Genomic DNA, 25,224 nt, shown 5'->3' on the forward strand with positions numbered 1-25,224 from the left:
TTTTCCTGGTGCTGTGAGCGCGGTGGCTCCACACCGAACCATCCCGAACTCGGAGGTGAAACGCCGCAGCGGCGAAGATACTAGGCGGGTGACTGTCTGGAAAAATAGCGCGGTGCCAGGTTCTATACTCAACCAAAAAGCTCTCTTCTGTTTCTGATCGAAGAGAGCTTTTTGGTGTTGTAAATATTTATTAAACGCGCGCAAAACCCCATCCCCTAGTGGGTGGGGATGTAAGCGCGGCTTGCGTAAGGGGGTAAGGGTGCCCCCTTACGCAAGCATTCTCTTTTCGGGATAGCGAGTCACCGCGTTGTTTTTGAGTTTCAATGTATTGTCTAACAGCTTCTTGTGAAACTCCGCCAACAGACGAGTAAAACGTACCATCGCTCCACATCCCGGAACCCCAAAAGCAACGCCTTTTTAAATCTTTAAATGTATTAAAAATATGCACCGCAGAAATTGATTTCATTGTTTTAGCAATTTCTACTGGTGCAGTTGTATGATCTGCCGGCACAAACAAGTGGTTAGAGTCGAACGAGTAGTCACCTACCCGAACTCTCCTTCAAAACCGGACGTGAGACTTTCACCTCATCCGGCTCCTCGTTTGTTTGGCACTTGTCATGTGTACCGCTTTCCCGTGCTTCAGGATTAGGGGATGGGTTAATAAGAATCATCACTTCTCCTGCACCCATACTTGTGGTTCCCATTTGGCGTGAATAATATCGTGACAATGTCTATGTACAGCCTTCAAATTAGTTCTTTTGTTATTGTTGTGGTTTCCATCCACATGATGAATTTCAATCAAACTTTCTGAAGTAAAGTACATATTGCAGTGAGAGCATTTTCCTTTTTGTGATTTCAGGAGGTCTGCTAATAAGGGCATTGTACCAGGGTACTCCCCTCTTCTCTTGCTCCAATAAACCCAGTCTCCGTCATAGGGGGTTTTATCTCCCCGCACTTTTACGTGCCTAGTAATTGGTGCGGCATCATGCCGCTTAAGTTCTTGTCCATCATTAGACGCAAACACCCAATTCCTAGTACCACTCTTTTTCCATTCGGTGGCGGCAGCTTTTTTGCTGCGGTGACGTTTGTCTGCCCATCCAAAAAGCTGATGAAAGGTGACGAAATCAGCCATTTCAAATGTGTCTTGGCTGCCCAGAGTTTTGGAGTAATTAATGACTGGATTAAGTCTGGCAATTAACGCCTCTTTAGGAGCGTTTTTATGCTGTTCGATGATGTTACCCACTTTGTTATTGTGTTCTTTCAAAGCTTTCTTTGAAGGGGTGATGATAGTTTTAAACCCTTGTTTTGAGGAAAATTTTCCAACGTATTGTTGAATATGGAACCCCAAAAAGTCAAACCCGACATTCCCACTTTCTTCAATGAGCGTGTGTGAAAGTCTGGTTTTTTCAGGTTTAAGTTCTAAACCCATGTCTTTTAACCAATCAATTATTATCTGCTGACATCTTTGGACGACGGCTTTATCTTCGTGTAAAATTACGAAGTCATCAGCGTACCGAATGAGGCTAAGGCTGCCCCTGTTCACCTTTTTGCCATATCCCGCCCTAGTGGGCAGAGTTTCGGCATATTGTTTAATCCGGTTTTCCATGCCGTGGAGAGCTATATTGGCTAGTAGTGGTGATAACACACCACCCTGCGGCGTGCCCTCAGATGTTGGAGTATACGATGATTGATTATTTGATTCGGTACTCCAGTCAATCACTCCCGCTTTTAACCAAGCACGAATTTGTCGGCGAATGGTGGGGAATGTATTCAATTTTTTCAGCAGTGCATCATGGTTAATGCGGTCGAAGCATTTTGCAATATCAGCATCTAGCACGTATTTGGGCTTGAGCCTAATTGCAATAAATATTGCTCCAATTGCATCGTGACACTCCCGTCCGGGTCGAAATCCGTAGCTATCTGGCTCGAATTTAGCTTCCCATTCTGGCTCTAAGGCAGCTTTTACTAGAGCTTGGGTTGCTCTATCGTTCATTGTGGGTATACCTAATGGGCGTTTTTCCGTTTTTGAGGGCTTATCTATCCAGACACGCCGAACGGGTTTTGCCTTATCGGTTAGTCTCAGTTGGTCTACAAGTTCCAGCCTTTTTTGGGGAGTTAAACTTTTAACTCCATCTATTCCGGCGGTTTTCTTGCCCTGATTATCCTGAGTTACCCTGCGAACGGCTAATACCTTTGCCGACCAGGACTTCATCAAGGTTTTCTGAAGCCTGCGAACTGCACGATGGTCTCCACGCTGTGCGGCTTTGAATATGCGATGAAAGCAACTTAAAGACAACCCGTTCGATGTTACGCCACGGGATATTCTTCCATTCCACAGTAGTTTTTAACAACTCTGTATTAGACTTATTCATTGCTACTTAAACCTATTCTTTCCAAACAATCGTGAATCCGTCAGCATATCCTCACCATTACGTGAGGCATTGGCTTCTGATTCAATCCTGCCCCCATATATCTTGTGGCTAGCAACTTACTAGAAAATCGACCGTTTCTAGAGATATATAGGGGTTAATTCGTTCCTAATGACCATTGATAGAACTGTTAGGGCAATGCTCTCTGCCGGGTTTTATTTGAGGTGCAGTCTAATCGCCACATTAACGTTAGACCTTTATCCTTGCCCATTTTGGGTCTCCCAGTGTTAGTCCAGAGGGACATCAACCTAATTTCACTCGTTGCCTGTTACGGCAGTTAATAGCATTTTCGCTTACGCTACCCATGAGTTCTTGCTAGAAGGGATGTAAGGATAGGTTCCCCAATTACCTCCACTTGACTTCCCCGCTTTATCATTTGGTTTGCTACACCAAACAATAGGGGAAGCGCTTTCAACTCTGCACCTTGAGTGGTGGGGCTTTCACCCACATGGTCATTAAGTTGTCAGGGTTCTGTTCAGCCGATACGAAAGGCTGTAACTCCTGCTAGGCACACACTTAAGGCTCATAGCCTTTCGTTTTCGCCTAAACGAATCGCACAACGTGGTCTGGCATCACCTCGGCGGGCATGGAGCGTCCAGTTGTATGTTTTGCACACCTCGCCCAGTATGCGCTTCAGCTCCACCTCTACCGCACCTTCAAGAATCTGGTGGCGGTACTTGGGGCAAAAGATGATGTGGTATCCCAAGCAGTGTTGAGCGTGAGAGCATGACAATATCTTCATTGGCTAGCGCATATTGACAGAACATATAAAGCCAAGATAGCATCAGCGTATCAATACGCAGTTAAACGCTAATGAAAAGAACCGTTAGCATCCCAGTTGACTTGCCGTCAGACAGGTTTCTCTCTTTAATGAGCGAATGTGCAGAAATCTTTAATAAGCAGATCGACTGGGCTGTTGCTAACAAAAGTTACAACAAAAATAAGGCACACAAGGAATTGTATCACTCGCTAAGAGTAGAGCATCCTTGTGTGCCTTCTGCTTTGGTACAAACCATCAGAGATAACGCATTAGAAGCGATTAAGGCTACCAAGTTCAAGCGCGTTCCCAAGAAAAAACCAACATCAGGACTAAGATAAGATAAACGCACCATGACACTCAGAGGTAAGCAATTAACTCTTAGCTGTATCGGTAAGCGAGTTAGTTTAATTCTTAATGTGCCTGATTACTTCCTTGAAGTTTTTGAGACTTGGAAGTTTTGTGGGGCAACTGTCACACATACCAAAAACACCAAGCAATTCTGGGTAAGACTGGTATTTGAAACAGAAACACCACAACCAAAAGAGGGAAAAATTCAAGGGGTTGACCGAGGCTTATATCACCAGGTTGTTACTAGCGACGGTCAATTCTTTAGTTCCTCTAAAATTAGGGCAGCACAGAGGCGATACTTGTACAATCGTCGTCAACTCCAACAAAAAGGCACTCGCAGCGCCAAACGTCGCCTTAAGGCGTCTGGTCGCGAGAAGCGGTTGATGAAGGACAAGAACCATTGTGTAAGTAAAAAGCTTAGCTTACAGGCAGGAATAGCGATTTTTGTGCTTGAAGATTTGTCAAGTATTCGCACTTCTTCTCGTGGCAAGAAGATTAACAAATGGCTGGGTAGCTGGCCTTTTTACCAACAAGAACAGTTTCTGACTTACAAAGCAGAGGCATTAGGAAAGCGGGTAGTACACATCGCTTTGCGTTACACCAGCCAAAAGTGCAATGTTTGCAAGCACATCAAAAGAACTTTTCGGCGAAAATCTAAATTCCACTGTAAAAATTGTGGACATCGAACTCACGCCGATCTTAATGCTGCTTTGAATATTCGAGATGATTATATTCTCTCTTCTACCCAACAAGGGACTCAAGAGCAGGCATCAGTCAATATGCCGTATGTTTGGGCCGATTCTGTCGGCTAGTTACCAGCCCCATCCCCTTGTGGGTGGGGCGGTTGACTTTATACCCATATATACCCAATAGCGGTAATATGGGAGGATGAAATTATCAGACTACGCCAAAAAAGCAGGAGTAAGTTATAAGACCGCGCATCGTTGGTGGAAGGCAGGTCAGCTAAAGGGCTACCAAATTCCCGCCACTGGGACAATTATTATTGAGTCCGATGAGCCAGTAGAGCAAGAGCCTATGGCATTGATTTATGCCAGAGTTTCATCAGCAGAGGCGAAATCAAATTTAGAAAGGCAGGCTCAAAGATTAACTGATTATGCGATGGCGAAAGGTTATCGAGTATACAAAGTGGTCAAAGAAATTGGGAGTGGGCTTAACGATAATCGCAAACTTTTGAGGAGTGCATTACAGGATGAAAATTACAATATTTTTCTAGCTGAACATCGAGACAGAGTAACAAGGTTTGGGCTAAACTACATCAAACTTTTATTGGAGGCGACCGGCAATAAATTAGAAATTGTCAACGACGCAGACAATTGTAAGGATGAGTTAATGCCAGAATTAGTGGCAGTTATTACATCATTTTTCCAACGGATTTATGGATTGAGGAGAGCCAAAAGAAAAACGGAAAAAATCATTAGTGAATTAAAAAGTAACGGAGAATGAAATGAGATTAGTTGAGCGCCATGCTATCAAAAAAGGCCAGGGATTTTATCAAGAGATAGACTCATTATGTAGGCGGTATAAAAATCTATACAATTATGCCAACTACTTAGTGAGGCAGTTGTTTATATTTGAAGGAAAATACTTGAATAATGCGGCGGTATTCCATCTAGTAAAGCAGCACGAATCATATACAGCGCTACCTCGTAAAGTCAGCAATCAAGTTTTGATGGTTTTACACCGCAACTGGAAATCTTTTTTTGAAGCACAGAAAGCCTATAATCAAGAACCATCAAAATTTTTAGCCAGACCTCAATTACCCAAGTATAAGAACAAAAATAAAGACAGGCACATTATTATTTATGAATCGGGTGCAATTTCTAAACCGGCCATGAAAAAAGGAATTGTTAAATTATCTCAAACAAGCATTGAATTTCCTACATCTGCAACTGATGTGAAACAAGTCAGAATCATACCAAGATAAAGTAGTTTATGAACAAGAGGTAAAACCCCAACAATTAAATCCGAGTTGGATAGCAGGAATTGATATAGGTTTAGACAAGCGGCGTTAGCTTCAAACAAGCCAGGATTTAAACCTGTACTTGTGAATGGGCGACCTCTCAAGTCAATCAATCAACAATACAACAAAATTAGAGCTGATCTTCAATCTCAACTTAAAGGTAATTCTCAAACCTCAAAGCGTATTGAATTGTTGACTCGTCAGCGTAATAATCGAGTGGATAACTACCTGCATCAAAGTAGCCGATGGATTATTGATTACTTGGTGTCGGAGGGAATCGGAACGCTAGTCATTGGTAAAAACGAGCGCTGGAAGCTCCAAATAAATTTAGGTAAAACCACAAATCAGAACTTCGTCAGTATTCCTCATGCTCGTTTTATAGAGCAATTGAAATACAAAGCTGAGTTGGTTGGTATCACTGTTATGGTTAATGAAGAATCATATACCAGTGCAGCATCGTTTTTAGATTTAGACCCAATCCCAGTTTACAAAAAAGGTGAGACTCATTGTTTTAGTGGTAAACGAATTAAAAGGGCTTGGTATAAATCTAAACATGGCATGCTGATTCACGCTGATATTAACGCCAGTTTGAATTTAACAAGAAAGGTAGTCCGAGCGGCATTCAGCTTAGGGATAGAGGGTATTGCAGTTTACCCATTCCGAGTCACACCGGGAAAAGTAGCTTGAGGACATTTGTCCATAAAGTTACTAACTGTTTATACCTCGATCAGAAGAAGTTGTACTGTAGGAAAAAATATAAACCCCGTTCTTGCAATGTTCTGTCGCCCGATTCAACCTCAATTAATGGAATACCATAGTCTACGCGGGCTCGCAGGCGATCGCTTTGCTGCCACTGTACGCCCAGTCCAACAGAGGCTAGGGTGCTGGGGTCTGGATTTTGTTTTCCAGAGCTGTTCCAAGCTCTGCCCAGATCAACAAATGGGATAACCTGCAAAACACCTTCAACGCTGCGGAGTCGGTAAATAGGAAACCTCACTTCGGCAGAAGCTAAAGCGCCATTATCAGTCAGTAAAGCGTCTTGGCGGTAACCCCGCACGCTTTCAAAGCCGCCCAAACCAAACTGCTCTAACGCTAAAAGAGATCGGTCTGCCAACTGCACATCCCCACGCAGCAATAGCAACGGCAAACTGTTGGGTTCGCGAGTTGCTGAACCCAGCAGTTGCAGATACTGTGCTTGACCCCGCCATGCTAAAAAGCGGCTATCGGGGGGGTCGTTATTGGTGGTAGCATCAAACAAACCTAGTCCCACATTGAACTGGGACCGGGCAGCAAAGACTTGTCGGCTTCCCCGCTGCGTCCATTCTTGGAAAAACCTTAGGGCGGTAATGCGGGTGCGTCCGTCGTCCGAAGCACCTGGTGAGAGCGGGAAGGGTGTATTTAATAGGGAAGTTTCGCTTTCTCGCCGAACAGCACTCAAGCCGAGAGCCAGTTCTTGGGTGGGGCTTTGAATAATCGGCTGGCGGAAGGTCAGGTCATAGTCAACGGAACTCGCTTCGATATCCACCGCATCAAAAGGTGGCTCGATGATGTGACTTTTGGTGAAACCGTAGCTGAAGCGGAGAGTACCATTACGAGCATTCACCGGAAAGGTGTAGCTGACATCCACCTCGTTGCTGCCATTGGTGTTGGTGTAGGAAACGCTGATGCTATCTCCCTGTCCCAGTAAGTTGGCTTCGGTTAGCTGGACGCCTCGGCGGAAGCTGCCGACACTGGGAGAGCGACCATTATCAAGGGTAATTTGGGCGTCGAAGGTATCTGCGGGTGTGACGCGGACTGCAATTACGCTTAGTCCGGGACGCGACCCGGCTGAGAGTTCGGCGCTCAAGTTGGCGATTAAGGGGTTGAGTTGCAGCAGTTGTAGTGCTTCGAGCAGGCGGTTGACGTTCAAGGGGGTTTTGCTGCCCAAGGCGATGCGCGATCGCACGTAGTTCCGGTTCAAACGCCCTGTTCCCGTCACCTGAATTTCTTCTACCCTGCCTTCAACCACCTGAATTTTGATCGCGCCGCCAGTTAGAGTTTGGGGTGGAATAAAAGCGCCAGATGTGATATAGCCATTTCTGACATATAAATCGGTAACCGCAGAACGAGCTTGCAGCAGTTCGGCAAACGTCAGGGCACGTCCGATGAACTGTTTGGTCACTTCTGCTAACTGTTGATCGCTGAAGGCTGTATTTCCTTCAAACTCGAACCGCTCAACGGTGAACGTCCCAGGAACGTTGCTGGGACGTTCCTCCAGGGGGGTTGTTGGTGTTGGAGGTGTTGGTTGCAGCAGTTCAGAGGGTGGGGGGAGGGGGGCAGGCGTCGGCGGTTGTGGCGTTGGTAAAGGTTGAGGACGTGGAATGATCGGGCTAGGAAGTAGCTCCTGGTTTCTGGGGAGGTCTGAGGGGACTTGAGAAGGAGCAACGGTTTGAGCTGCGAGAGGATCGGCACTCACGCAGATGCTAATTAAAAAAGCAAAATGAAAAAATAAACGAGGGGTTTGCTTCATGTTTAAATTTTTAATTTTTTATTTTTCTGGCACGGTACAAGAAGTTATGCTCAGTTGCGGTCTGTAAGGTGTCGCAGTGGGCAGCTTTGCGGTAAGTACAACAACGATAGCCATTAGAGTTTATCACCCAGCCAGTAGCTTCAACTATCTCAGTGCTGACGATGTATCCCTGACTCTCTCATCCCTGGTTCTCATTGTTTAACCGCCTTGATCGTAATGAGAATCAAACAGACACGGGAAAGGTAAGGTTAACAGGACTTACGCAAGGGCTTTCCTATCATCTTTGTTTCTGTGTAGATCTCTAGTTGCCAAACCGACGATTTTTCAGAGAAACCCGGTTTCTTTGCGTAAGTCCTAGTTAACCTGCCTTTCCCTTATCTATCCTTGTTTTAATTATCATCATAACCTAATTTTTAAGTACATTCACCAATTGACAAAGGCGGCGCTGTTTCAATATATTGCGAATGTTTTAAGGACTAAAGTCCTAACTACAAACCTGACTTTCGGTTTCACCAGCACCGCAGCAGGTTTAACTAGCTTGTATGTAAGAATACAATATCTTCCTTTAAACCCGACCCTACTAACCTGCTTTTTGCTGACTGTAGCGCTGTTTGAACTCGCGTTGCCGTTTGCTGTGATCCACAATCGGTTGAGGATAGCCAAGTGCTTCCCGTTCTAAAGGTGGAATTTTACCTGTGACGAGGGATTGTGTATCTACTAACCGCAACTCTGGTATCCATTGCCGGATATATTCTGCTTTTGGATCGAATTTTTCGGTTTGAGATGCTGGGTTGAAAATTCGCACTGGTTTCGGGTCCATTCCACTCGATGCACTCCACTGCCAGCCACCATTGTTAGCAGAAAGATCCCAATCATATAACTTCTGCATGAAATATTTTTCTCCGTTCCGGAAGTCTATTAATAAGTCTTTTGTAAGAAAATTGGCGACTATCATGCGGCAGCGGTTGTGCATCCAGCCGATTTCATTCATTTGTCGCATCGCTGCATCTACAATTGGATAGCCAGTTTTGCCTTCACACCATGCTTGAAAATGTTCTGGGTTGTTGTCGTAAGGAAAGTCTTTGAATACTTCTCTAAACGCACCTTCTGCTAAGTCTGGAAACCAATACATTGCGTGTTGGTAAAATTCTCGCCACGCGAGTTCTTGTTGCCAAGTTTGGATACTTGCTTGTGCTTCTTCCCTGGGAGTTTGTGCGATTGCAGCAAGCGTTGCCGCCCAAACAGTACGGATACCAATTGCGCCAAATTTTAAGGCTGCACTTAATCTGGATGTGCCATCAACAGATGGAAAATTGCGCCGTTCTTTATACTCAAAAATAGCTGATTTGCCGAATTCTTCTAATCTTGCTTTTGCTGCTGTTTCTCCGGTTGCTAATACCAGTTCTTTATCCCATATAAATCCCAAAGCTTTAGCTGATGGCAATTCTTTTGCCCCCGCTTGACGCGCGGCTTCTTTTTCAATTTCAGTTAAACTTATTCCATTTTGAAATATCTCTACTGGGGTGGCTTTTGGTTTGCCGATCCAGTTTTTCCAAAAAGGGCTGTAAACGGTGTAAGATTGTTTTGAACCCGTGCGGATTTCTGCGGGGGAATGCAATAACTGATCCCAGAAATTTTGTACGGCGATGCCTTTTTCTTTGAGGGCATCGGTGATGATGCGATCGCGATCTTTAGCATAAGGCTCTACATCCAAATTCCAAAATACCGCCTTCGCATTCAAAGCCGCCGCCAGTCGAGGTATCGCTTGCTTGGGGTCATCTTGCAAAATAAATAATTGGCTACCTGCTGCGGCATATCTTTGCTGGAGTTCCTGCAAGCAGCCTATCATGTATTTCACCCTGGCTGGTGCTACATCATCCCGCTGCAAAATATTCGGATCTAGGCAAAAAACACCGGCTATTTTTGAACTTTGTTGCCTGGCAGCAGCCAATCCGATATTGTCAGAAATACGTAAATCGCGGCGATGCCAAAATAAAATTAGATCGGACATGGGTAATGGGTATATTGCTAATTGCTAATGGCTAATTGCAGGTAGTTTTCTGATTAGCTATTAGCATTTAGCCATTATAGTTATTTCAAAAATGGACGGGCTAGGAAAAAACTGGAGATTGATTTGGCGTCGATTGGTTCACCATCAAGGATAGCTTGTTCTAATTCTTGGGGAGTCATCAAAACTGTTTCCATGTCTTCGTCGTCGTCTTGATTGGGTGGCGTTTCTAGGGGTTCTAAATCTTGCGCTAGAAAGGCGTAAATAATTTCATCGGAATATCCGGGAGCTAGGAAAAATTCTCCCAGCTTTGTCCAGGTTTTGGCGCGATAGCCGGTTTCTTCTTCAATTTCGCGCTTGATTGTTTCTGCCGCATCTTCCCCAGGTTCGAGAGTTCCGGCGGGAAATTCTAAAATTCGCCCTTCAACCGCAAAGCGATACTGCCGCAATAGTATCAGTTTGCCTTCTTTTGTCACCGGAACGGCGAGGGCACCACCAGGGTGACGGACGCATTCCCATTCTCCTTCGACGCCGTTGGGTAGGCGGAGGCGGGTGACTTCATAATTGAACTTGCGACCGAGGTAAAAAAGACGTTGTTTGAGTAGTTGTGGGGGTTCTTTACCCTGTGGCATATGTGGATTTCAGATTGCAGATTTTAGATTGGGGCGTGGGGCATTAGTAATTTTCACATGCTCGCGGGGCGGGTTTAGTTAAATTGTTTGTTTTGTTTGATGGTTATTGGTAAAACCTGCCGCTACAAAGGTGTTCGCCTGTTGTGGGTGAGAAATCGCACGCATTGCGTAAACTATCACAGACGGTGGACTCCTGAACAGTCTACCGCTTGGACGAGTTGGGCGATCGCATGTCCCGAAACTGGTTCTACCCAGTCTGGGGCAATTTCCGCCAAGGGTACCAGCACGAACGCTCGCTCGTTCATGCGAGGATGGGGAATCTGGAGGGATTGCGTCTGCAAGATTAAGTCATCAAATAACAACAAATCTAAGTCTAAGGTTCTTGGCCCCCAAGGTTCGCGGCGGACTCGACCAAATTTCGCTTCCACGGAAAGCAGCGTCTCCAATAACGCCTCTGGACTCATCTGGACGCTCAACAAGGCACAACCATTGAGATAATCCGGCTGTGGCGGCCCTACGGCCTTGGTAACATACCAACTGGAGACAGCTTGTAAAATAATCCCTGGAGTTTGGGCAAGGGTTTTCAGGGCGTTCTCAAGGGTAGTACGGGAATCACCCAGATTGCTACCGAGTGCGATCGCACAACTGCGCCAGACACCGCTATTGTCCCATTCTGCCATTGTCCTAGTCTCTCCGATGCTCTCGCTGGCTCCAAACCCAGTAATTCCACAGATAGAGGCACTAGCTGTGGCAATTGTCGTTCACTAGGATAATAGCGCGTTGGCGCAGCCTGCCTCTGGCATATCGCGCCCAGCGCACGCTACGCGATCGCGCCCGAAACAATTGACATAACTGCCGTCTAAGGTCAAAAATGTGCCCTCAAGAACAAAAATCGTGTAAATCTGCTAAGGTTTTGGTGCAAAGAGGGGCGCTGCCTAGATAACATAAGCAACGTTATCATAATTGGAGATATCAACATGGAAGCTCAACAACCCAAACCACCACAAGCTGAAACGCCGAAAGTAGAAGTCACCGTGGAAACGGCAGACAATGCTCCCTTGGCGACAGTTCCTCCTACCAGTGAGTCTGAGAGTCAGTTCCAGGAATACGTCGATCTGGTTCTTTCGTATCTGTCTAAGCTGCCCGATTACATGGGTGATTTTTTTGGCGAGTACCAAAAACCCCTGCTGACGGTTGGCTTGATTGTAGCTGCGTTTGTCACCGTCAAGGTAACCCTGGCAGTGCTGGATGCGCTGAACGATATTCCTTTGCTGTCGCCTTTCTTTGAACTCGTGGGTATGGGGTATGCTGGTTGGTTTGTGTATCGGTATTTACTCCGTGCCTCGACTCGCAAAGAATTGTCCGAAGAGCTAAAAGGGCTGAAAAATCAAGTATTGGGCAACGCGCCAAAAGTTTAAAGGCGATTAAAAGTTTGCCTGGGGTTTGAGGTTAATAATTTTACAGCAGGTCTATCGTGCTGTAATTATTGCCTCAGCTAATTGGAAACACCCGCCCGGAAATAAATTTCCGGGCTAATAGCTTAAGTCAGTTAAAACTGACTGAAATTGCGAAGGAATAAAAATTTTAAGCTGTTTTAACGGGTTTTGTAGCGGTAGGAACCCACTTTAACGAGATATTTCCTGGTTACACGAATTGGGCAGGTATTACCCGCCCCAAATGCGCGATCTCTATCAAAAGGTTGTCTAATGCTGTGCTACTACAGCTGACGCAAACACCAAAGTTTCTATGAAAAATCGTCGCTTTGGAACTAGAGATATGCCTCCCTTCGCGAAGCGATCGCAGCTTGAAACCCGGTTTCTACGATCGTCCTGCGTAAGTCCTGTTATTTCAAGGCGCTTGTGCAAGATCGGATCAAACAAAAACGTCCGCGCTGGGAGGTTTTTGTTTGTATATCCCACAGGGATAGGGAATTTGGAAACAATTGCCGACGCTACCCTCGTCAATACAACCGTTGGATACCCTCGTCAAGAGCAAATCAACCTGGACTATGGAATACGCCTATGGGTTCAGTGTTGTAGAATTGCTCGGATTTGGGCTTGAAAATGCCAGCAACAAGCGCAAGTGATGGAAATTGCTGCCAAGTTGCTCGCTGGCGATCGCCAATATTTTACCCTGGTTGGCGTGATGCTGCTGGCTATCATAAAATAGCGACCCCGAATTGTGCCCTAAAATGAAGAAAAGTTTAAGTTTGATTTTGTGTTTGTTGACTGGTGCAATCTACGCTGGTGGTTCTGTAAAAGAAGCGATCGCAACCAGAATCTCCCCCATTATTGCCCAAACCTCGCCATCAGCCAGCCCCCAGGTGACACCTGAACCCCAGATGACACCTGAACCCCAGGTGACACCTGAACCCCAGGTGACACCTCAACCCCAAACATCGTCAAAGGTGACGCTGACGCTGGAAGATATGCCGCCTGGGTTTCAAGCTGTACCGCCTCAGATGACGGCTAATTTTGTGGAAATGCTCAAAAAACAACTGGGGCAATTTAGTCTAAACCCAGAAAATCTGTTTGCGTTCATGTCGCAAACAAGTAGTTCGCCATCGTCGCAAACAGCTAGCAGTTCGCAAAACGCGCAAATTGTGGTTGGATATACTGGAACGCTGAAAGAAACAGATCGGGTACAATTTGATGACTATATCAAAAAGATGCAGCAACCCGAATTCCAACAGGAAATGATCGATGAAATTAGGGAGAAATTAAAAACTTCAACGGGAATTCAAATTGAAGATTTTAGTTCTATTCCCGAACTTAATAACATGAGTGAAGTTTCCACCGGGATGTCGCTAAAAATATCGATGGCAGGTCAACCAATGCGGATCGATATTGGCTCTTTTCGCCGCAATAGTTACGGCGCACTTACCGCTGTGATGTATCCTGATGGTCAGCCACCGAAGATATCTTTGAGCGAAATTGCCCGTAAGTTAGATGGTCGGATTTCTTCTGTAGCGCCTGGTGTTACTTCTCCGGTAGCGAGATAATTGACAGGACTACGCAAGGGCGTTCCTAGAAACCGGGTTTCTTTGCGTCATATCATGTCCGTTGAATTGCCCATAATAAAAAAACCTCACCGCGTCGTTGGGTAGGGAACATCATAGATATCTCGGACAAACAGATAACGTTAATAATGTTCCCTACTCCTAATCATGGGTAATCGACCGGACATGATATCAGTCCTGATTGAGAGCGATCGCATCACAGATGGAGAGGATGCGATCGAGAGATCAACACCGGCTATGAACAATCCTGTGTCTTTACGCAGCACGATAGTATTGGTTGCACTGCCACCGATTAGCGTGTATCTCTCAACGACTGGATAGATGCCAAATAGAGAACCGCCGTAACCGTCAATAATATCATAGTTGCTGCCGCCAAACAACATGTCCTTCTCTGCTCCACCAGACACCTCATCCCTAGCACTACCGCCCAATACGATGTCATCACCATCCATGCCATAGAGGTAATCATCGCCAAGCTCTACACTCTGATGGAAAAATTTTTTTGAACTTTCCGGAATTGTCAGCAATACAGATGTTATTTATTAAACAGAGGTTTATTGTAAATAACACATTACATGACCAACGCTACTTTCTTTAGCGGTCACGCGCTGCTGATTGGTGTCGGTGCTGATTTACCAGTTACCGTCAAAGATGCAACAGCCTTACGTGATGTACTGGTTGACCCAACTCGCGCCGCCTACCCACTAGAACAGGTGGAACTGTTGACGGAGGCTAAAGCAACTCGGCAAGCGATTCTTGAGGCGTTTGACCGACTTATTGAGCGGGTGAATCAGAATCCTGATGCAATGGTGATTGTCTACTTCTCCGGTCATGGTGGACGAATTACGTCCCTGGATAACCCTCCTGAGTATTTTCTGGTGCCATATGGCTTTGACTGGAATATAAGGACGGAAACTGCCATTTCTGGATGGGAGTTTACGGAAAAGATTGAAGCAATTAAAGCTAAAAAGCTGGTGGTGATTTTAGACTGCTGTCATGCAGGTGGTGTACCAGCACTGAAAACACCAGATACAAGATTTACCAAGTTACCTGTACCACCTTCTTTACTGAGTAGTTTGGAAAGCGGTAGCGGACGGGTTGTTATTGCTTCATCAGACGCAGAACAGTATTCCTATACTGGCAACCCATATAGTGTTTTTACGGCCTGTTTACTAGAGGCTTTACAGGGTAAGGCATCTGTAGTTAAGGATGGCTATGCACGTATTCTTAACATTTTGAGTTATTTATTCGACCAAGTACCTAAGCGCACAGCAGGCAAGCAAAAGCCTTTTGTCAACAAGGTACTCAATCTTAGTGATGACTTTCCGCTTTGTTATTACGCTGGTGGGTACAAAGAACCAAAACGCATAAAATTTATCGACGAAGAACCAATTTTTGAACCAGTTTATAGGACTAATCCTTTGACTAATCATAATGCTTTTAATCAGGAAAAGATAAAACGCTTACAAAAAGATATTGAAATTGAAGAAAAACAGTATGACAGCTTGACGAGAAAGATAGAAGTTATAGTCAAGCGACTAGCAACTGTCATAGATCCTGTAGAAAAAGATAGCCTGAAAGAGAGGAAAGCAGAATTTGAGGAAGAACGTGAGTTAGTAGAACAAAAAATTCACCAACTACAAACAAAAATAGCCTTACTTACTCAATAGTAATAAACGAGTTACGTCAAGGAATAAACATAAATCGCCATGTCTGGCTAGTGGTGATTATATAGTTAGGAGTTGAGCAGCAATGGCAGACGAAAAAATTGATTCTAGACCTGAAGAATCTCAAAATAAAAACAAACCGGAATCTGGGAAAGAAGAAAAGTTAAATACTGATGTTGAAAATATAGCAGGTAACCCCGATGCTCAGAAATCATCTGAGGAGAATTGTGAGAAAACAGCAGACGAACCTGATGCAGCTAGGAAACAATTTGGTTTTAACGCCATACGTAAAAAATTTCAGCACAAATCTGGCGGCGAAGATTCAGACGAATCTGATTCCAAGGAAGAAGATGAAGAAAAAGAAGATAATTCATTTGTTTTAAATGAAAATCCAGATCTGTTACTGCTCAAGCTAGAGAGAATAAAGAATGAGCATAGACAGAAAGATAATGAATATAATAACTTAAATAGGAAAATAGATGTAATAGTTAAGCGACGGAAGACTGTAATAGATGCTTTAGAAGAAGATAGCCTTATACAAAGAAAATTTGAATTTGAGGAAGAACGGGATTTTCTTAAAAAAGAAATTGACAAAATAGAAAAAATCATACAGGAGATTAGCCAAAAACTAGAAAAATTTGAAGACATCAAGCGTAAAAGACCTAAATTTAAGTCTGACTCTACCGAATTTAATAAAGAAATTGAAAATGTTTCTATTGAATCGCTATTTGCCGAAAATAATCTCATAAAAAATACCGTACTTTATGTAGCTACATTTTTCCCTAATCTGAGTCCACCTGAATTTGAACAGGTTGTTTCATTTTTGTTAGCAGAGCAAACCACTACTGTTACAGTCAAATCGCAAATAACCACCGAACAAGGGGAAACGCGACTAATAGAAGCTCCAAAAGAGAAGCCGCTAACTGATATTTGGAAAGAGTGTCAACATGATACAATTTTACAAAATTGCTTTCTTGGTGCTATCTATCAAGAAGATAACTCACAAGTAATTGATTTTTACGCTCCTCAATTAAGAGAGAAGCTAAAAAAATACTTTAAAGAAGAGCGAACAGCTTATTTATCAAACCAATTTAAGCAGTCTCGATTCTTATTGTTTAATTCTTATGTATCTGTAAATGTGGCAATAAATGCCATTTTTTTATCAGTTGATATGGCTATGTCTTCTCCATATACTTATGGCAGAGATTGGCTGTTTGAAATTATTACAATATTCACAAAAAAAGCTAATCAGGACATTACTACTCAGAGCGATTTGGAGGAGCATGGCGATAGATTACTGGCAGAAATTAAACCAGAAAAACGAATTAATTTTATATTGGCACGCATATCCAGTTTAATTAAAGAAATGCTGGATTACTCTCAACTACAGGGAGTAATTAAAGATTTCTTAGAATATTTGATATCTGTGAAACGTTATGACGCTGTTCTAGGAATAGTCAAACGTTTACGTTTTGTCTCTCAATTTGATGAGCTTTACTGGGTAAAGCAGTTGCTAGATAGGGGAGATAAAGACGCACGTTCTCAGGCTTATAAGTTCTTATACAGTCAGTTAGAGCAAAGCGATTCTCGTATTTACGAGATGCTAGAAACTATAAAAACATGGTTGCCTAAATCAGATTGTCCTCCAAGAAAATACTCTCAATCTAATAAATATGCCTTACAGCTACTTTTCGGGTACTCTCTAGAAACAATATCAGATATGGACGTAAAGCACTACGGTTGCTATCCATCTAAATATCCATTATTTGCACCTCTCAATCATGAGTCAATGGAGAGCAATATAAAAACTTTAATCAGTTGGATTTTTTATCCAGATGATGAGGGAGAATTAGCTATCAAGCATATCGATGAAGATATTAACAAGACAGACCTCATACCACTGATTGGCTTCCTAATTGCAGGATGGTTCATGATTCTTATGGGACTAGAAAAGAAGGATCCTGCACCAGAAGTTTATCAGATAGCTGATAACTTAATTCGGCAAATAATTCAACACACAAATCGTTCTCAACAAAAAGAGCTTGTGACTTTTTGGGAGGAACTCATAGATGAGTTGTTATGTGCAGACCTAGAGGAATCTCCGGGAGAATCTGAAGACAAAAAATTAAGGAAACAAACTTTACGTCAACGTAGTGTAGTTAAACAACTGAAGAAGCAATTCAAAGCAGCACAAAAAACTAATATAAATGCCAAATAAGGAGATGAAGATGAGTCAAGCAAATTCTTTAGGTAAAGTCATTCAGGAAATAGACACAAAAACAAGAGACCAAAAAGCAAAATCTCTCTCTTATGATGAAAAAATAGTAATAATCGACAAAAAGAAATGGAAGGTAATACCCAAAAAACCTTTATTGGGAGGAGATATAGCATTTTACCTTGTTTGCAATACAAACGATCCCGCCAATATTGCTGAACGTCAAGCTAGTCCATACTATCTAACTTATTTTGTCACAGGTGAGAAACTAGGCATTGCTATTACATATTGGGCAAGTTGCGCAGCTGGTAATGAGGAGAAGGTTATTGAATCTCTCTGTCGGGGTAAAACTGTAGGTGAAGCTCTTGATAAGAAAATTGAGAAGTGGATTGCTGATTTTACTAAAAATGATGCTGCTGGATTTCTAGATAATTATGATGTTCAATTAGCCAAGCTAAGAGAATATGTAAAAATCAAAGTCAAAGAAGATGTAGGCATCAACATAGAATTGAAGCTTGCTTTTGAGAAAGAAGCTAAACTTGAATCCTTTCCTATACCTTCTTTCCCAATGGAAGTGAATGTTTCAGATTGTGATGACACATTAGAGCTTCAAATTCAAACTGAGCTAATTGTTGACCCAAAGAATAAAGTTAAGGCTATCTTCAATGATGTTAAAGATGCTCGTAAATGGCCAGAATTAGTCAGACTCTTTAAAAGAGAGGTAAAAAGTTACCTACTTCAATACATTACGATAGACCAGTTTAGCTATGAACTGAAAGATACTGTCCGTGACCAACTGGTTACACATTTAGACTCTGTTTTAGTTAATTATGGTCGCAAGGTAGGGTACTTATCTCTCAGCAGTAATGCCGTTGCTTCTGCGAGACAACTTGTTCCTATCAAATGTAATGTAGAATGTGAGGTTCAGAAATATTCAGAGCCAATATATGTTGAAACAACTATATTGATGTTGCCTCTAAATACCGCTAGGTATAAACCTAATGAAGGCTTGAAATTGGAAGAATGGGTTGAGAGTGAACTAGAAAAAATTATTAAGCCTTTGATGCTTAAGAAGAAGTATATCGATGTCTTATGCAACTTTGAGGATGTTGCTGAAGAAATTAAAAAACAGATGCAATATGAGGCTAAGTCTATTGGCTATGCTGTGAATCAGATTGTTTCTATACCCTATTTGGAACATCTGGAACTCAAAGAGAATTTCGACATAGAAGTAACCGAAAAACATTTGGCTACTAATGATGCCAATGTCAAGGTAATCTTGAGTGTCTCTGCTACTGCCAAAATTGCCGATTTTACCAAAATTCAAGATTACTTGAAGCCTAAAGCTGACATCAAAAAGTTAGTCGAGGACACAATTTACCGGACTACCAGTCAATTGTTGAATAATATTTCACCAGAACGGTATTATATGCGTTTTTACCATCCTGGTGTAGATGAAAAAGGACGACAGGAAACAGCATCAGTTGAAGCAGAATTAATCAGTGCAATCAAACAAGAACTCAAAGCAGGTTTCACTGCTGATGTCAGCAGAATTACTATCCACGTACATGATACAGAAATTGCCAAACATTTCAAGAAATTGTATGGCAAGATAGGTTCTTTTGAGGTTCATGTTTCTTCACTGGCTGATATTGAGGAAGCAGTTACATTCCGAGGCGATTTCCAAATTGAAGGTGTGGAAACTAATAGTTGGTACACATTCCAAGCTAGACAACCGGAAATTGAAGACATTAGTCAATCTATTGAAAGAAGGCTGAATTCCAGGTTAAGCACGTTTACTAAAGATGACCTACAATACACAAACTTAGAATATCTATCTTTGATAGAAAATCTCATCAACCAGTGGGCTACGGATAGTGTAGTTGAACAATTTGGCTTAAAAATCCGCATCAGTAATTTGCAGCGGACACGGACTCAACAAGAGCTACTTCTAGCTGGGGAAAAACAAAAGGTACTTGATGTACAACGTCAAGCACGACTCAAACAACTTGAAGCTCAGAGTCAGATACATTCAACAACATATGAGTTTAAACTTCGAGAACTTAACAAACTTCTTGCACGACGCGAGAATCTGTTAGGACACGAGGATGACGAAGATGAAATTGAAGCACTAGATCAGAGAATTCGCACTCTCACAGAAGAACTGAAAATTCCTTCTTTGGAAGATGCTGCAACTAAAGTTATCAAACCTCAAATATCCCAAGCTCCTAGCCTTAGAGAATTAGCTGAAAAAGCGAAACTTCAGGAGAGTAAAAATAACCCTGTTTTAGATGATGCTCCAAATCAAGATCTCCCAGAACTAGAAGGAAACGATAATCAGTAGGTATAAAAAAATATGTCATCGAAATCTTAGTTTTATCAACAGTGAAGCAGTGAATAAATATCAGATAGGAACTAACCTATGGAAGAAATTGCAGTAACATTCCAAAAACATGATGGTAGCCGCGAGAAAACACTAAGTATTGTACTAGATGAAAAGTTAAGTGAATATCGTGAGGAGGTACAGACATTCCTGGGTTTGCCAGATAAATCGCCTTACGGATTTGTTTTACTTAGAAATGGCAAAGCTTATAAAGCATTAAGCGAAAATCAGACTTTTAGAGAAGCAGGAGTTAAAGAAAACGACAACCTTGCATTGTTTCCCTTAGAAAATTGGCAGGAAATTAGTACAAATAATACTGCCAACAATGCGATCGCTGATCAGGTAGAAAGTAGTGCGTCTCTTGCAACTAAGACAATCAATAAAACAGAAACATTTCAAGATAGAAACCCTAGCAATAATTCACCAACTGCACTTGGAATTTTGGCTGGTGTAAGGAACTGGCAAAACGCTATCATTATAGGTGGCTTGATTAGCGGGGCAATACTAATTGGTTTTGTCTCCATGATTAGACATCAAATTACAGGAGGACAAGCAGGCGTTATTTCAATTCAACCAGCTCCCTCACTCTCACAAAACCAAGCTGTAGACTTGATTGAGAGATGGTTAAAAGCTAAGCGAGAAATATTTGCTCCTCCCTATAATCGCCAACTCGGTGCTGAATTAACTACAGGGAAAGCGTATGACGATAACATTGGAGCGGGTGGCTCGCTGGATTGGCTAGAGAAAAATGGTGCTTACTATCGTTATGGAGTCCAAAAGATAGATTCTGTTGAGCAATTTTTCGTTAATGGTAGTGACGCAACAATTGAAACAATAGTAACAGAAGAACGCACACTTTATAAAAAAAATGGCTCGATTGACGCCGAAAATACTTCCTTAGATACCCGTTTGGTTCGCTACACTTTGCAAGCTGTTAATGGGCAATGGAAGTTAGCGGCTTACAAGACTGTCAAAATTATTAAAAAAAGTCAAAGCAGTCAGTAAGCCTAAGATAAACTTAAAAATCTTACAAATAAGGTGTAGCTAGTGAGTCATAAAAAGCAATCCGAATGGGATAAAGACGGCGAACAAATTGCCCAGCTAAAAGCAGAATTAGAGCGGGCTTATCAAACTATTGACCAGCTGCGGCAGGAAAATATTCAATTGCAAAATCAAATAAACTGCGATCAAAATGAATATGGTTATCCGTCTACGAATCTGAAAACTTCACATTCTCAGAAGCAAGTTTACGAAGATAGAGGGAGCCTAACTCAAAATTATAGCAATAAACTATCAAATCGGCAATTCATCGCTGTAGTGACTGCTGTAGCGGCTGGATTGACAATTATGGGAGTAGGAGTAACCAGCCTTATATCAAAGCATTTGAAAGAACAGAATGCAAAAATATCTGAGCAAAAAACTCGTAATTTATCTTCTACACCCATATTACTTCCAGCGTGGGCGATAAAAAATTCGCTACCTCTTCCTTCTCGCCAACCAGGGCAAGAAAATTTACAAATTGTTTATAATTTGAAAACAACTCCATCATTTAAGCATCCTGAAAAATTGCAAGCAATTGTTGATGATGCTGTTAATCTTGCTGCTGCTAGGAGACTGCCAACAAAGCCTTTATCAATTACCTTGATAGACGCAAAAACGGGCGAAGCTGCCGGATATCAGCAAGATATATTGAGGTATCCTGCCAGCGTAGTCAAGATGTTTTGGATGTTACCTCTATATGCCCAAATAGAAAGCGGTATGTGGATGAATGAAGCAGATTTTCATCCCTATATCGCTAAGATGATAAATGAATCTGATAACGAGGCTGCTAGTTTTATTGTTGACCAAATTACGAACACGCAATCTTTACCAGTACTCCAGGGTGAAGAATTAAAAAATTGGATATATAAACGCCAACAACTTAATCGATTTTTCCAAGACGCTGGCTACAAGGATATTAATATTAGCCAAAAAACCTTTCCCATTCCCTACCTGAAGCTTTCTGAACCACAGGGTAGCGATCTGCAGTTGCGACTTAATCCCAGCCAACCTACACAGCCAATTCGGAATAAAATTACAACAGACCAGGCTGCTAGACTACTCTATGAAACTTGTTATCTACAACAGGCTGTTTCACCACAAGCCAGCCAAAAAATGTGTGATTGGTTAAGAAGAAATTTGAATTATTTATCTTGGAAGAAAGAGCCACCAAATCCTAATGAATTCAACCCGATAAGAGCCTTTTTGGGCGAATCTTTAGCTGACACTAATGTGCAGTTTTATTCTAAAGCTGGCTGGACTTCTGGTTCTCGTCAGGAGGCAGCATTAATAGCAACACCAGATGGGAAAAATATTTATATTCTGGCGATTTTTGCTGATGATCCGGCCTACGCCAAAGACGAGAAAATTTTTCCCAGGATGTCTCGCCTGGTATACAATCGCATGACTGAGCGCAGTTTTAACCGTTGATAGCAGCTGGAACAGACTTACGCACGAGGAGCTTAGAAACCGGATTTCTGCGTAGATCTCTAGTTTTCAAACCAAGGATTTTTCAGAGAAACCCGGTTTGTTTGGCTCAGAAATTGTCTGTAATATCATGTCGGGTTTATTCCTGATCGTTAGGCGTAGGGGCACGGCAACCACAATATTGTTGGCAAGGGCATTGTATTATTGATGCCGTGCCCCTACTTTTTCTCAGGATTTTGTTGTTGTTCCGGTTGTTTCCATTCTGATAAAGGTCGATTCACGGCATTTTCAAAATTGTTGGATATTACAAGTATTTGTGGCGATTGATTCCCTTGAGCGGTTGGATCGGCGATCGCATACACAGAAGTGTTGTTAAAATTAGGCTTACCCAAAATTAGTTGATGGGTTTTGCCGTTATTTAGCTTCACATCTATCGTCGCTTGGGGTTGATTTAAACCATAGTCGATGCGCGGATCGATTGTAATCCGATCGCCTTTCCCTTTCACCATCTGATCCAGCAAAAACACAACATATGCCTCATTCGCCGGAACTTTGGTTAAATTCGTCTCTGGTGGCGGTGCAATTGGCGTTGCTTGTGGAGTGGGAGTTGGGGGGGTAGCGAGCGCTACTGGTGTTTGAGTGGGATTTGGGGGGGTAGCGATTGCTACTGGTGTTTGAGTTGGCGTGGGAGTGGGAGTTGATTTTGCCATTTCCAGTACCGTCATCAACCATTTTGGTTGAGTTGAATTACCCGATGGTGGCTGACTGTTACGCTCAAATAAAAGCGTTTTATCCTTAGTTTTTAAGGTAACAGATTGAACGTCATTTTCTTGAAAATCAAACAGTTTATTTTCAAGAGCTTTTGTTGCTTCTCGCTGAGGTCTGCCTTCAATTTCGTATACATATACGATACCACCTAAAAGTATCGCCGCGAGAATTAGAATCCAAGTAGACTGCTGCAACTTCATAATTCAAATTCATCAATCCAAAATCCAAAATCTGCATTCCCAGGCAGGAGCCTGAAATCTGCATTCCCAGGCAGGAGCCTGGGAACGAGGGACGAGGGCATCCAAAATCCAAAATCTGCATTTTCAGGCAGGAGCCTGAAATCTGCATTCCCAGGCAGGAGCCTGGGAACGAGGGACGAATCTGCAATCTCAAATCTCAAATTCTACCTCCGTTTCCACCAAAGTATGCCACCTCCTACAAACCCGATTAAAGGTACGAGCGCAACTGCTATCAAAGCTAATACACTAAATTGCTGGGGTGTTATATTGATGCGGCGGTTGTTCGCTTGTTTGGGACGAATGGAAAGAGTTTGATCGTCCCTCTGACTCAACCAAGCAACTGAGTTTAGGAAAACATCTCCATTTAATTGCTGTCCAAATAAACCATCGGTAGCAAAGGAAGAATTTCCGATAACGACTAAGCGAGATTCGGTTTTCGGTTTATCTGATGAGGGAGAGGGGGAAGGTGGGGAAGGTTGCCCAAATTCTAATTTGCGACTCAGGGCAATTCCTAAATTTAAAGGCCCTTTTATATCTGTATTCGGATCTAATTTTAAGTCCGGGTTTTCTGGATTGCTTTCTGCCCAAGTTTGGTCATTTGTCAATAGCAATGGCGTTGCATCCACACCAACTGTGGGTATCATCTCAATCCCTCTAGCAAATGGATAAAACGAATAACGATTGGCAAAATCTTTCGTAATAGGATGCTCGCCGTATTCTGTGACTAAAGCAGCAGCGGGACCAAACCCTTGTACTTGACGACTGGATGCATTAATTACTAAGCGATTATCCAGTTTCACACCCCATTCTTTCAGCAAACTATCCAAACCGGGATTTGTATTCGGATCGACCATTAATAGCAAGCTACCGCCGCGTCTAAGATAATCTCTTAAAGCGTTAACTTCTGCCTGGAATAGTGCTTGTTTGGGACGTGCTACCACCACCACAGATGCATCGGTTGGAACTTGACCTCGTTCTGCTAGGTTAAGCGGTTCGCTTTTATAGTTTTTCTCATCTAAAGATTGTACGGCAAGCGATATCGCTTCTTGTCCGGGTTGCAGGGAAAGTTCGCCATGTCCTTGGAGGAAGTAGACTTTATCGCTGCGATCGCTTTTAATTTGTTGTAAGGCATTCGTCAGCTTGACTTCCGACAAGCGTTCAACTTCGCTAACCAACTGCACGAACTTTCTTCTTTCCCCATATTCTAAGTAAACTTGACCCAAATCGGTGACGCCAAACTTTTGAGTTAAGTTCGGTCTAGCATTAGGATCGACAAATTCAAAACTGAACTTTGAATTTTGCCTGCGATAATTTTCTAACAATTCCACATCCTGGGAATTTTGATTTGGATTAAATATCCAAACTTTGACCGGGATATTGAAATTCCTTACCAACTGTTGCGACTGGGGTGCGATAGTTAAAACTTGATTTTCGGTTAAGTCCACCCGCGCTGCATTGCGGGCAGCTACAAAGTTAATTAGCGCTAAAATTGCTACTACAGCTAGTGTAGCAATCAGCGCGTTAGTTCCTGCTTGAGCGGAACGGCGTCCCCAAAATTGCTGTCCGGGGGAAGTTACATCGCCGCTATTTTGTAAGATTGCCCATGCCATGATAACGACAATTCCAGCAACAATCATTCCTAGGGGGACGGGTATCCAAGTGCCTGCGATCGCTCCAGCGGATAACCCCATTACAATTAATATTGGTCCGCCCCAGAACAGATGTTTTAAATTTTTCCAGTTTTTGGTGATGCTTTTCATGGTTTTGTTAATTGCTAATTGCTAATTGCTAATTGTTAAT

The 25,224-nt window shown here is 42.7% G+C and carries 20 protein-coding genes, 1 rRNA gene and 1 pseudogene; 12 read left to right on the forward strand and 10 right to left on the reverse strand.

Translation table 11 applies throughout. The features are described 5' to 3' along the window. Positions 1-4 precede the first annotated feature (4 nt). Positions 5-121, forward strand: a 5S ribosomal RNA gene (gene rrf, locus MiSe_RS30080). 69 nt (positions 122-190) lie between these two features. On the opposite strand, the gene MiSe_RS53010 is transcribed toward rrf, so the two are convergent. The 3 genes from MiSe_RS53010 to MiSe_RS51285 form a co-directional block, all read right to left on the reverse strand. Beyond that, positions 191-517 (reverse strand): transposase, encoded by a 327-nt coding sequence (locus MiSe_RS53010; RefSeq protein WP_226587283.1) that lies wholly within the window; start codon positions 515-517, stop codon positions 191-193. Positions 518-670: 153 nt separating this feature from the next. Continuing rightward, on the reverse strand, positions 671-2,296 hold the full coding sequence (locus MiSe_RS30090; RefSeq protein ID WP_307731563.1) for a reverse transcriptase domain-containing protein: 1,626 nt from the start codon (positions 2,294-2,296) through the stop codon (positions 671-673). Between the two features lie 656 nt (positions 2,297-2,952). Next, positions 2,953-3,171, reverse strand: coding sequence for a transposase (locus tag MiSe_RS51285; protein WP_264196728.1), 219 nt, complete (start codon positions 3,169-3,171; stop codon positions 2,953-2,955). A 71-nt stretch (positions 3,172-3,242) separates the two neighbouring features. On the opposite strand from MiSe_RS51285, the gene MiSe_RS30100 reads away from it, so the two are divergent. The 4 genes and pseudogenes from MiSe_RS30100 to MiSe_RS54065 all read left to right on the forward strand — a co-directional run bounded on the left by MiSe_RS30100 (position 3,243) and on the right by MiSe_RS54065 (position 6,205). Further along, positions 3,243-3,527 carry a hypothetical protein gene (locus MiSe_RS30100; protein ID WP_226587284.1) on the forward strand — a complete coding sequence of 95 codons (285 nt, stop codon included), beginning with the start codon at positions 3,243-3,245 and terminating at the stop codon, positions 3,525-3,527. Positions 3,528-3,539: 12 nt separating this feature from the next. Beyond that, complete coding sequence (locus tag MiSe_RS30105; RefSeq protein ID WP_226587285.1) at positions 3,540-4,349, forward strand: RNA-guided endonuclease InsQ/TnpB family protein; 810 nt, start codon at positions 3,540-3,542, stop codon at positions 4,347-4,349. A gap of 76 nt (positions 4,350-4,425) precedes the next feature. Continuing rightward, positions 4,426-5,001, forward strand: a complete 576-nt coding sequence (locus MiSe_RS30110) for an IS607 family transposase (protein WP_226587286.1) — start codon at positions 4,426-4,428, stop codon at positions 4,999-5,001. 1 nt (position 5,002) lies between these two features. Then, positions 5,003-6,205, forward strand: a pseudogene (locus MiSe_RS54065) (RNA-guided endonuclease InsQ/TnpB family protein). 40 nt (positions 6,206-6,245) lie between these two features. Here MiSe_RS54065 and MiSe_RS30125 read toward each other — a convergent pair. From MiSe_RS30125 to folK, 4 genes are all read right to left on the reverse strand, one after another. Then, a complete protein-coding gene (locus tag MiSe_RS30125; RefSeq protein WP_226587289.1) occupies positions 6,246-8,027 on the reverse strand; it encodes a ShlB/FhaC/HecB family hemolysin secretion/activation protein in 1,782 nt (593 codons plus the stop codon). Positions 8,028-8,607: 580 nt separating this feature from the next. After that, positions 8,608-10,038 (reverse strand): cryptochrome/photolyase family protein, encoded by a 1,431-nt coding sequence (locus MiSe_RS30130; RefSeq protein WP_226587290.1) that lies wholly within the window; start codon positions 10,036-10,038, stop codon positions 8,608-8,610. A gap of 80 nt (positions 10,039-10,118) precedes the next feature. After that, positions 10,119-10,667 (reverse strand): NUDIX hydrolase, encoded by a 549-nt coding sequence (locus MiSe_RS30135; protein ID WP_226587291.1) that lies wholly within the window; start codon positions 10,665-10,667, stop codon positions 10,119-10,121. A gap of 176 nt (positions 10,668-10,843) precedes the next feature. Beyond that, positions 10,844-11,347 carry a 2-amino-4-hydroxy-6-hydroxymethyldihydropteridine diphosphokinase gene (gene folK, locus MiSe_RS30140; protein ID WP_226587292.1) on the reverse strand — a complete coding sequence of 168 codons (504 nt, stop codon included), beginning with the start codon at positions 11,345-11,347 and terminating at the stop codon, positions 10,844-10,846. 297 nt (positions 11,348-11,644) lie between these two features. Here folK and MiSe_RS30145 point away from each other — a divergent pair, with 297 nt between their 5' ends. Next, entirely contained in the window at positions 11,645-12,085 is a 441-nt protein-coding gene (locus MiSe_RS30145) for a CAAD domain-containing protein (protein WP_226587293.1), read from the forward strand. Between the two features lie 773 nt (positions 12,086-12,858). After that, positions 12,859-13,668 carry a superantigen-like protein SSL4 gene (locus MiSe_RS30150; protein ID WP_226587294.1) on the forward strand — a complete coding sequence of 270 codons (810 nt, stop codon included), beginning with the start codon at positions 12,859-12,861 and terminating at the stop codon, positions 13,666-13,668. 140 nt (positions 13,669-13,808) lie between these two features. Here MiSe_RS30150 and MiSe_RS30155 read toward each other — a convergent pair whose 3' ends face one another. Continuing rightward, positions 13,809-14,213 (reverse strand): calcium-binding protein, encoded by a 405-nt coding sequence (locus MiSe_RS30155; protein WP_226587295.1) that lies wholly within the window; start codon positions 14,211-14,213, stop codon positions 13,809-13,811. 48 nt (positions 14,214-14,261) lie between these two features. Between MiSe_RS30155 and MiSe_RS30160 the strand changes: the two genes are divergently transcribed. From MiSe_RS30160 to MiSe_RS30180, 5 genes are all read left to right on the forward strand, one after another. Further along, entirely contained in the window at positions 14,262-15,356 is a 1,095-nt protein-coding gene (locus MiSe_RS30160; protein ID WP_226587296.1) for a caspase family protein, read from the forward strand. A gap of 82 nt (positions 15,357-15,438) precedes the next feature. Beyond that, entirely contained in the window at positions 15,439-17,571 is a 2,133-nt protein-coding gene (locus MiSe_RS30165) for a hypothetical protein (protein ID WP_226587297.1), read from the forward strand. A gap of 10 nt (positions 17,572-17,581) precedes the next feature. Continuing rightward, entirely contained in the window at positions 17,582-19,912 is a 2,331-nt protein-coding gene (locus tag MiSe_RS30170; protein ID WP_226587298.1) for a hypothetical protein, read from the forward strand. Positions 19,913-19,990: 78 nt separating this feature from the next. Next, complete coding sequence (locus MiSe_RS30175; RefSeq protein WP_226587299.1) at positions 19,991-20,956, forward strand: ARC6/PARC6 family protein; 966 nt, start codon at positions 19,991-19,993, stop codon at positions 20,954-20,956. Positions 20,957-20,998: 42 nt separating this feature from the next. Then, a complete protein-coding gene (locus MiSe_RS30180) occupies positions 20,999-22,420 on the forward strand; it encodes a serine hydrolase (protein WP_226587300.1) in 1,422 nt (473 codons plus the stop codon). A 215-nt stretch (positions 22,421-22,635) separates the two neighbouring features. Here MiSe_RS30180 and MiSe_RS30185 read toward each other — a convergent pair whose 3' ends face one another. Together MiSe_RS30185 and MiSe_RS30190 are read right to left on the reverse strand one after the other, a co-directional pair. After that, positions 22,636-23,385 (reverse strand): DUF4340 domain-containing protein, encoded by a 750-nt coding sequence (locus tag MiSe_RS30185; protein ID WP_226587301.1) that lies wholly within the window; start codon positions 23,383-23,385, stop codon positions 22,636-22,638. 203 nt (positions 23,386-23,588) lie between these two features. Next, complete coding sequence (locus MiSe_RS30190) at positions 23,589-25,184, reverse strand: GldG family protein (RefSeq protein ID WP_226587302.1); 1,596 nt, start codon at positions 25,182-25,184, stop codon at positions 23,589-23,591. Positions 25,185-25,224: the final 40 nt, after the last annotated feature.

Source organism: Microseira wollei NIES-4236, from assembly GCF_020521235.1.
Classification (GTDB): Bacteria; Cyanobacteriota; Cyanobacteriia; order Cyanobacteriales; family Aerosakkonemataceae; genus Microseira; species Microseira wollei.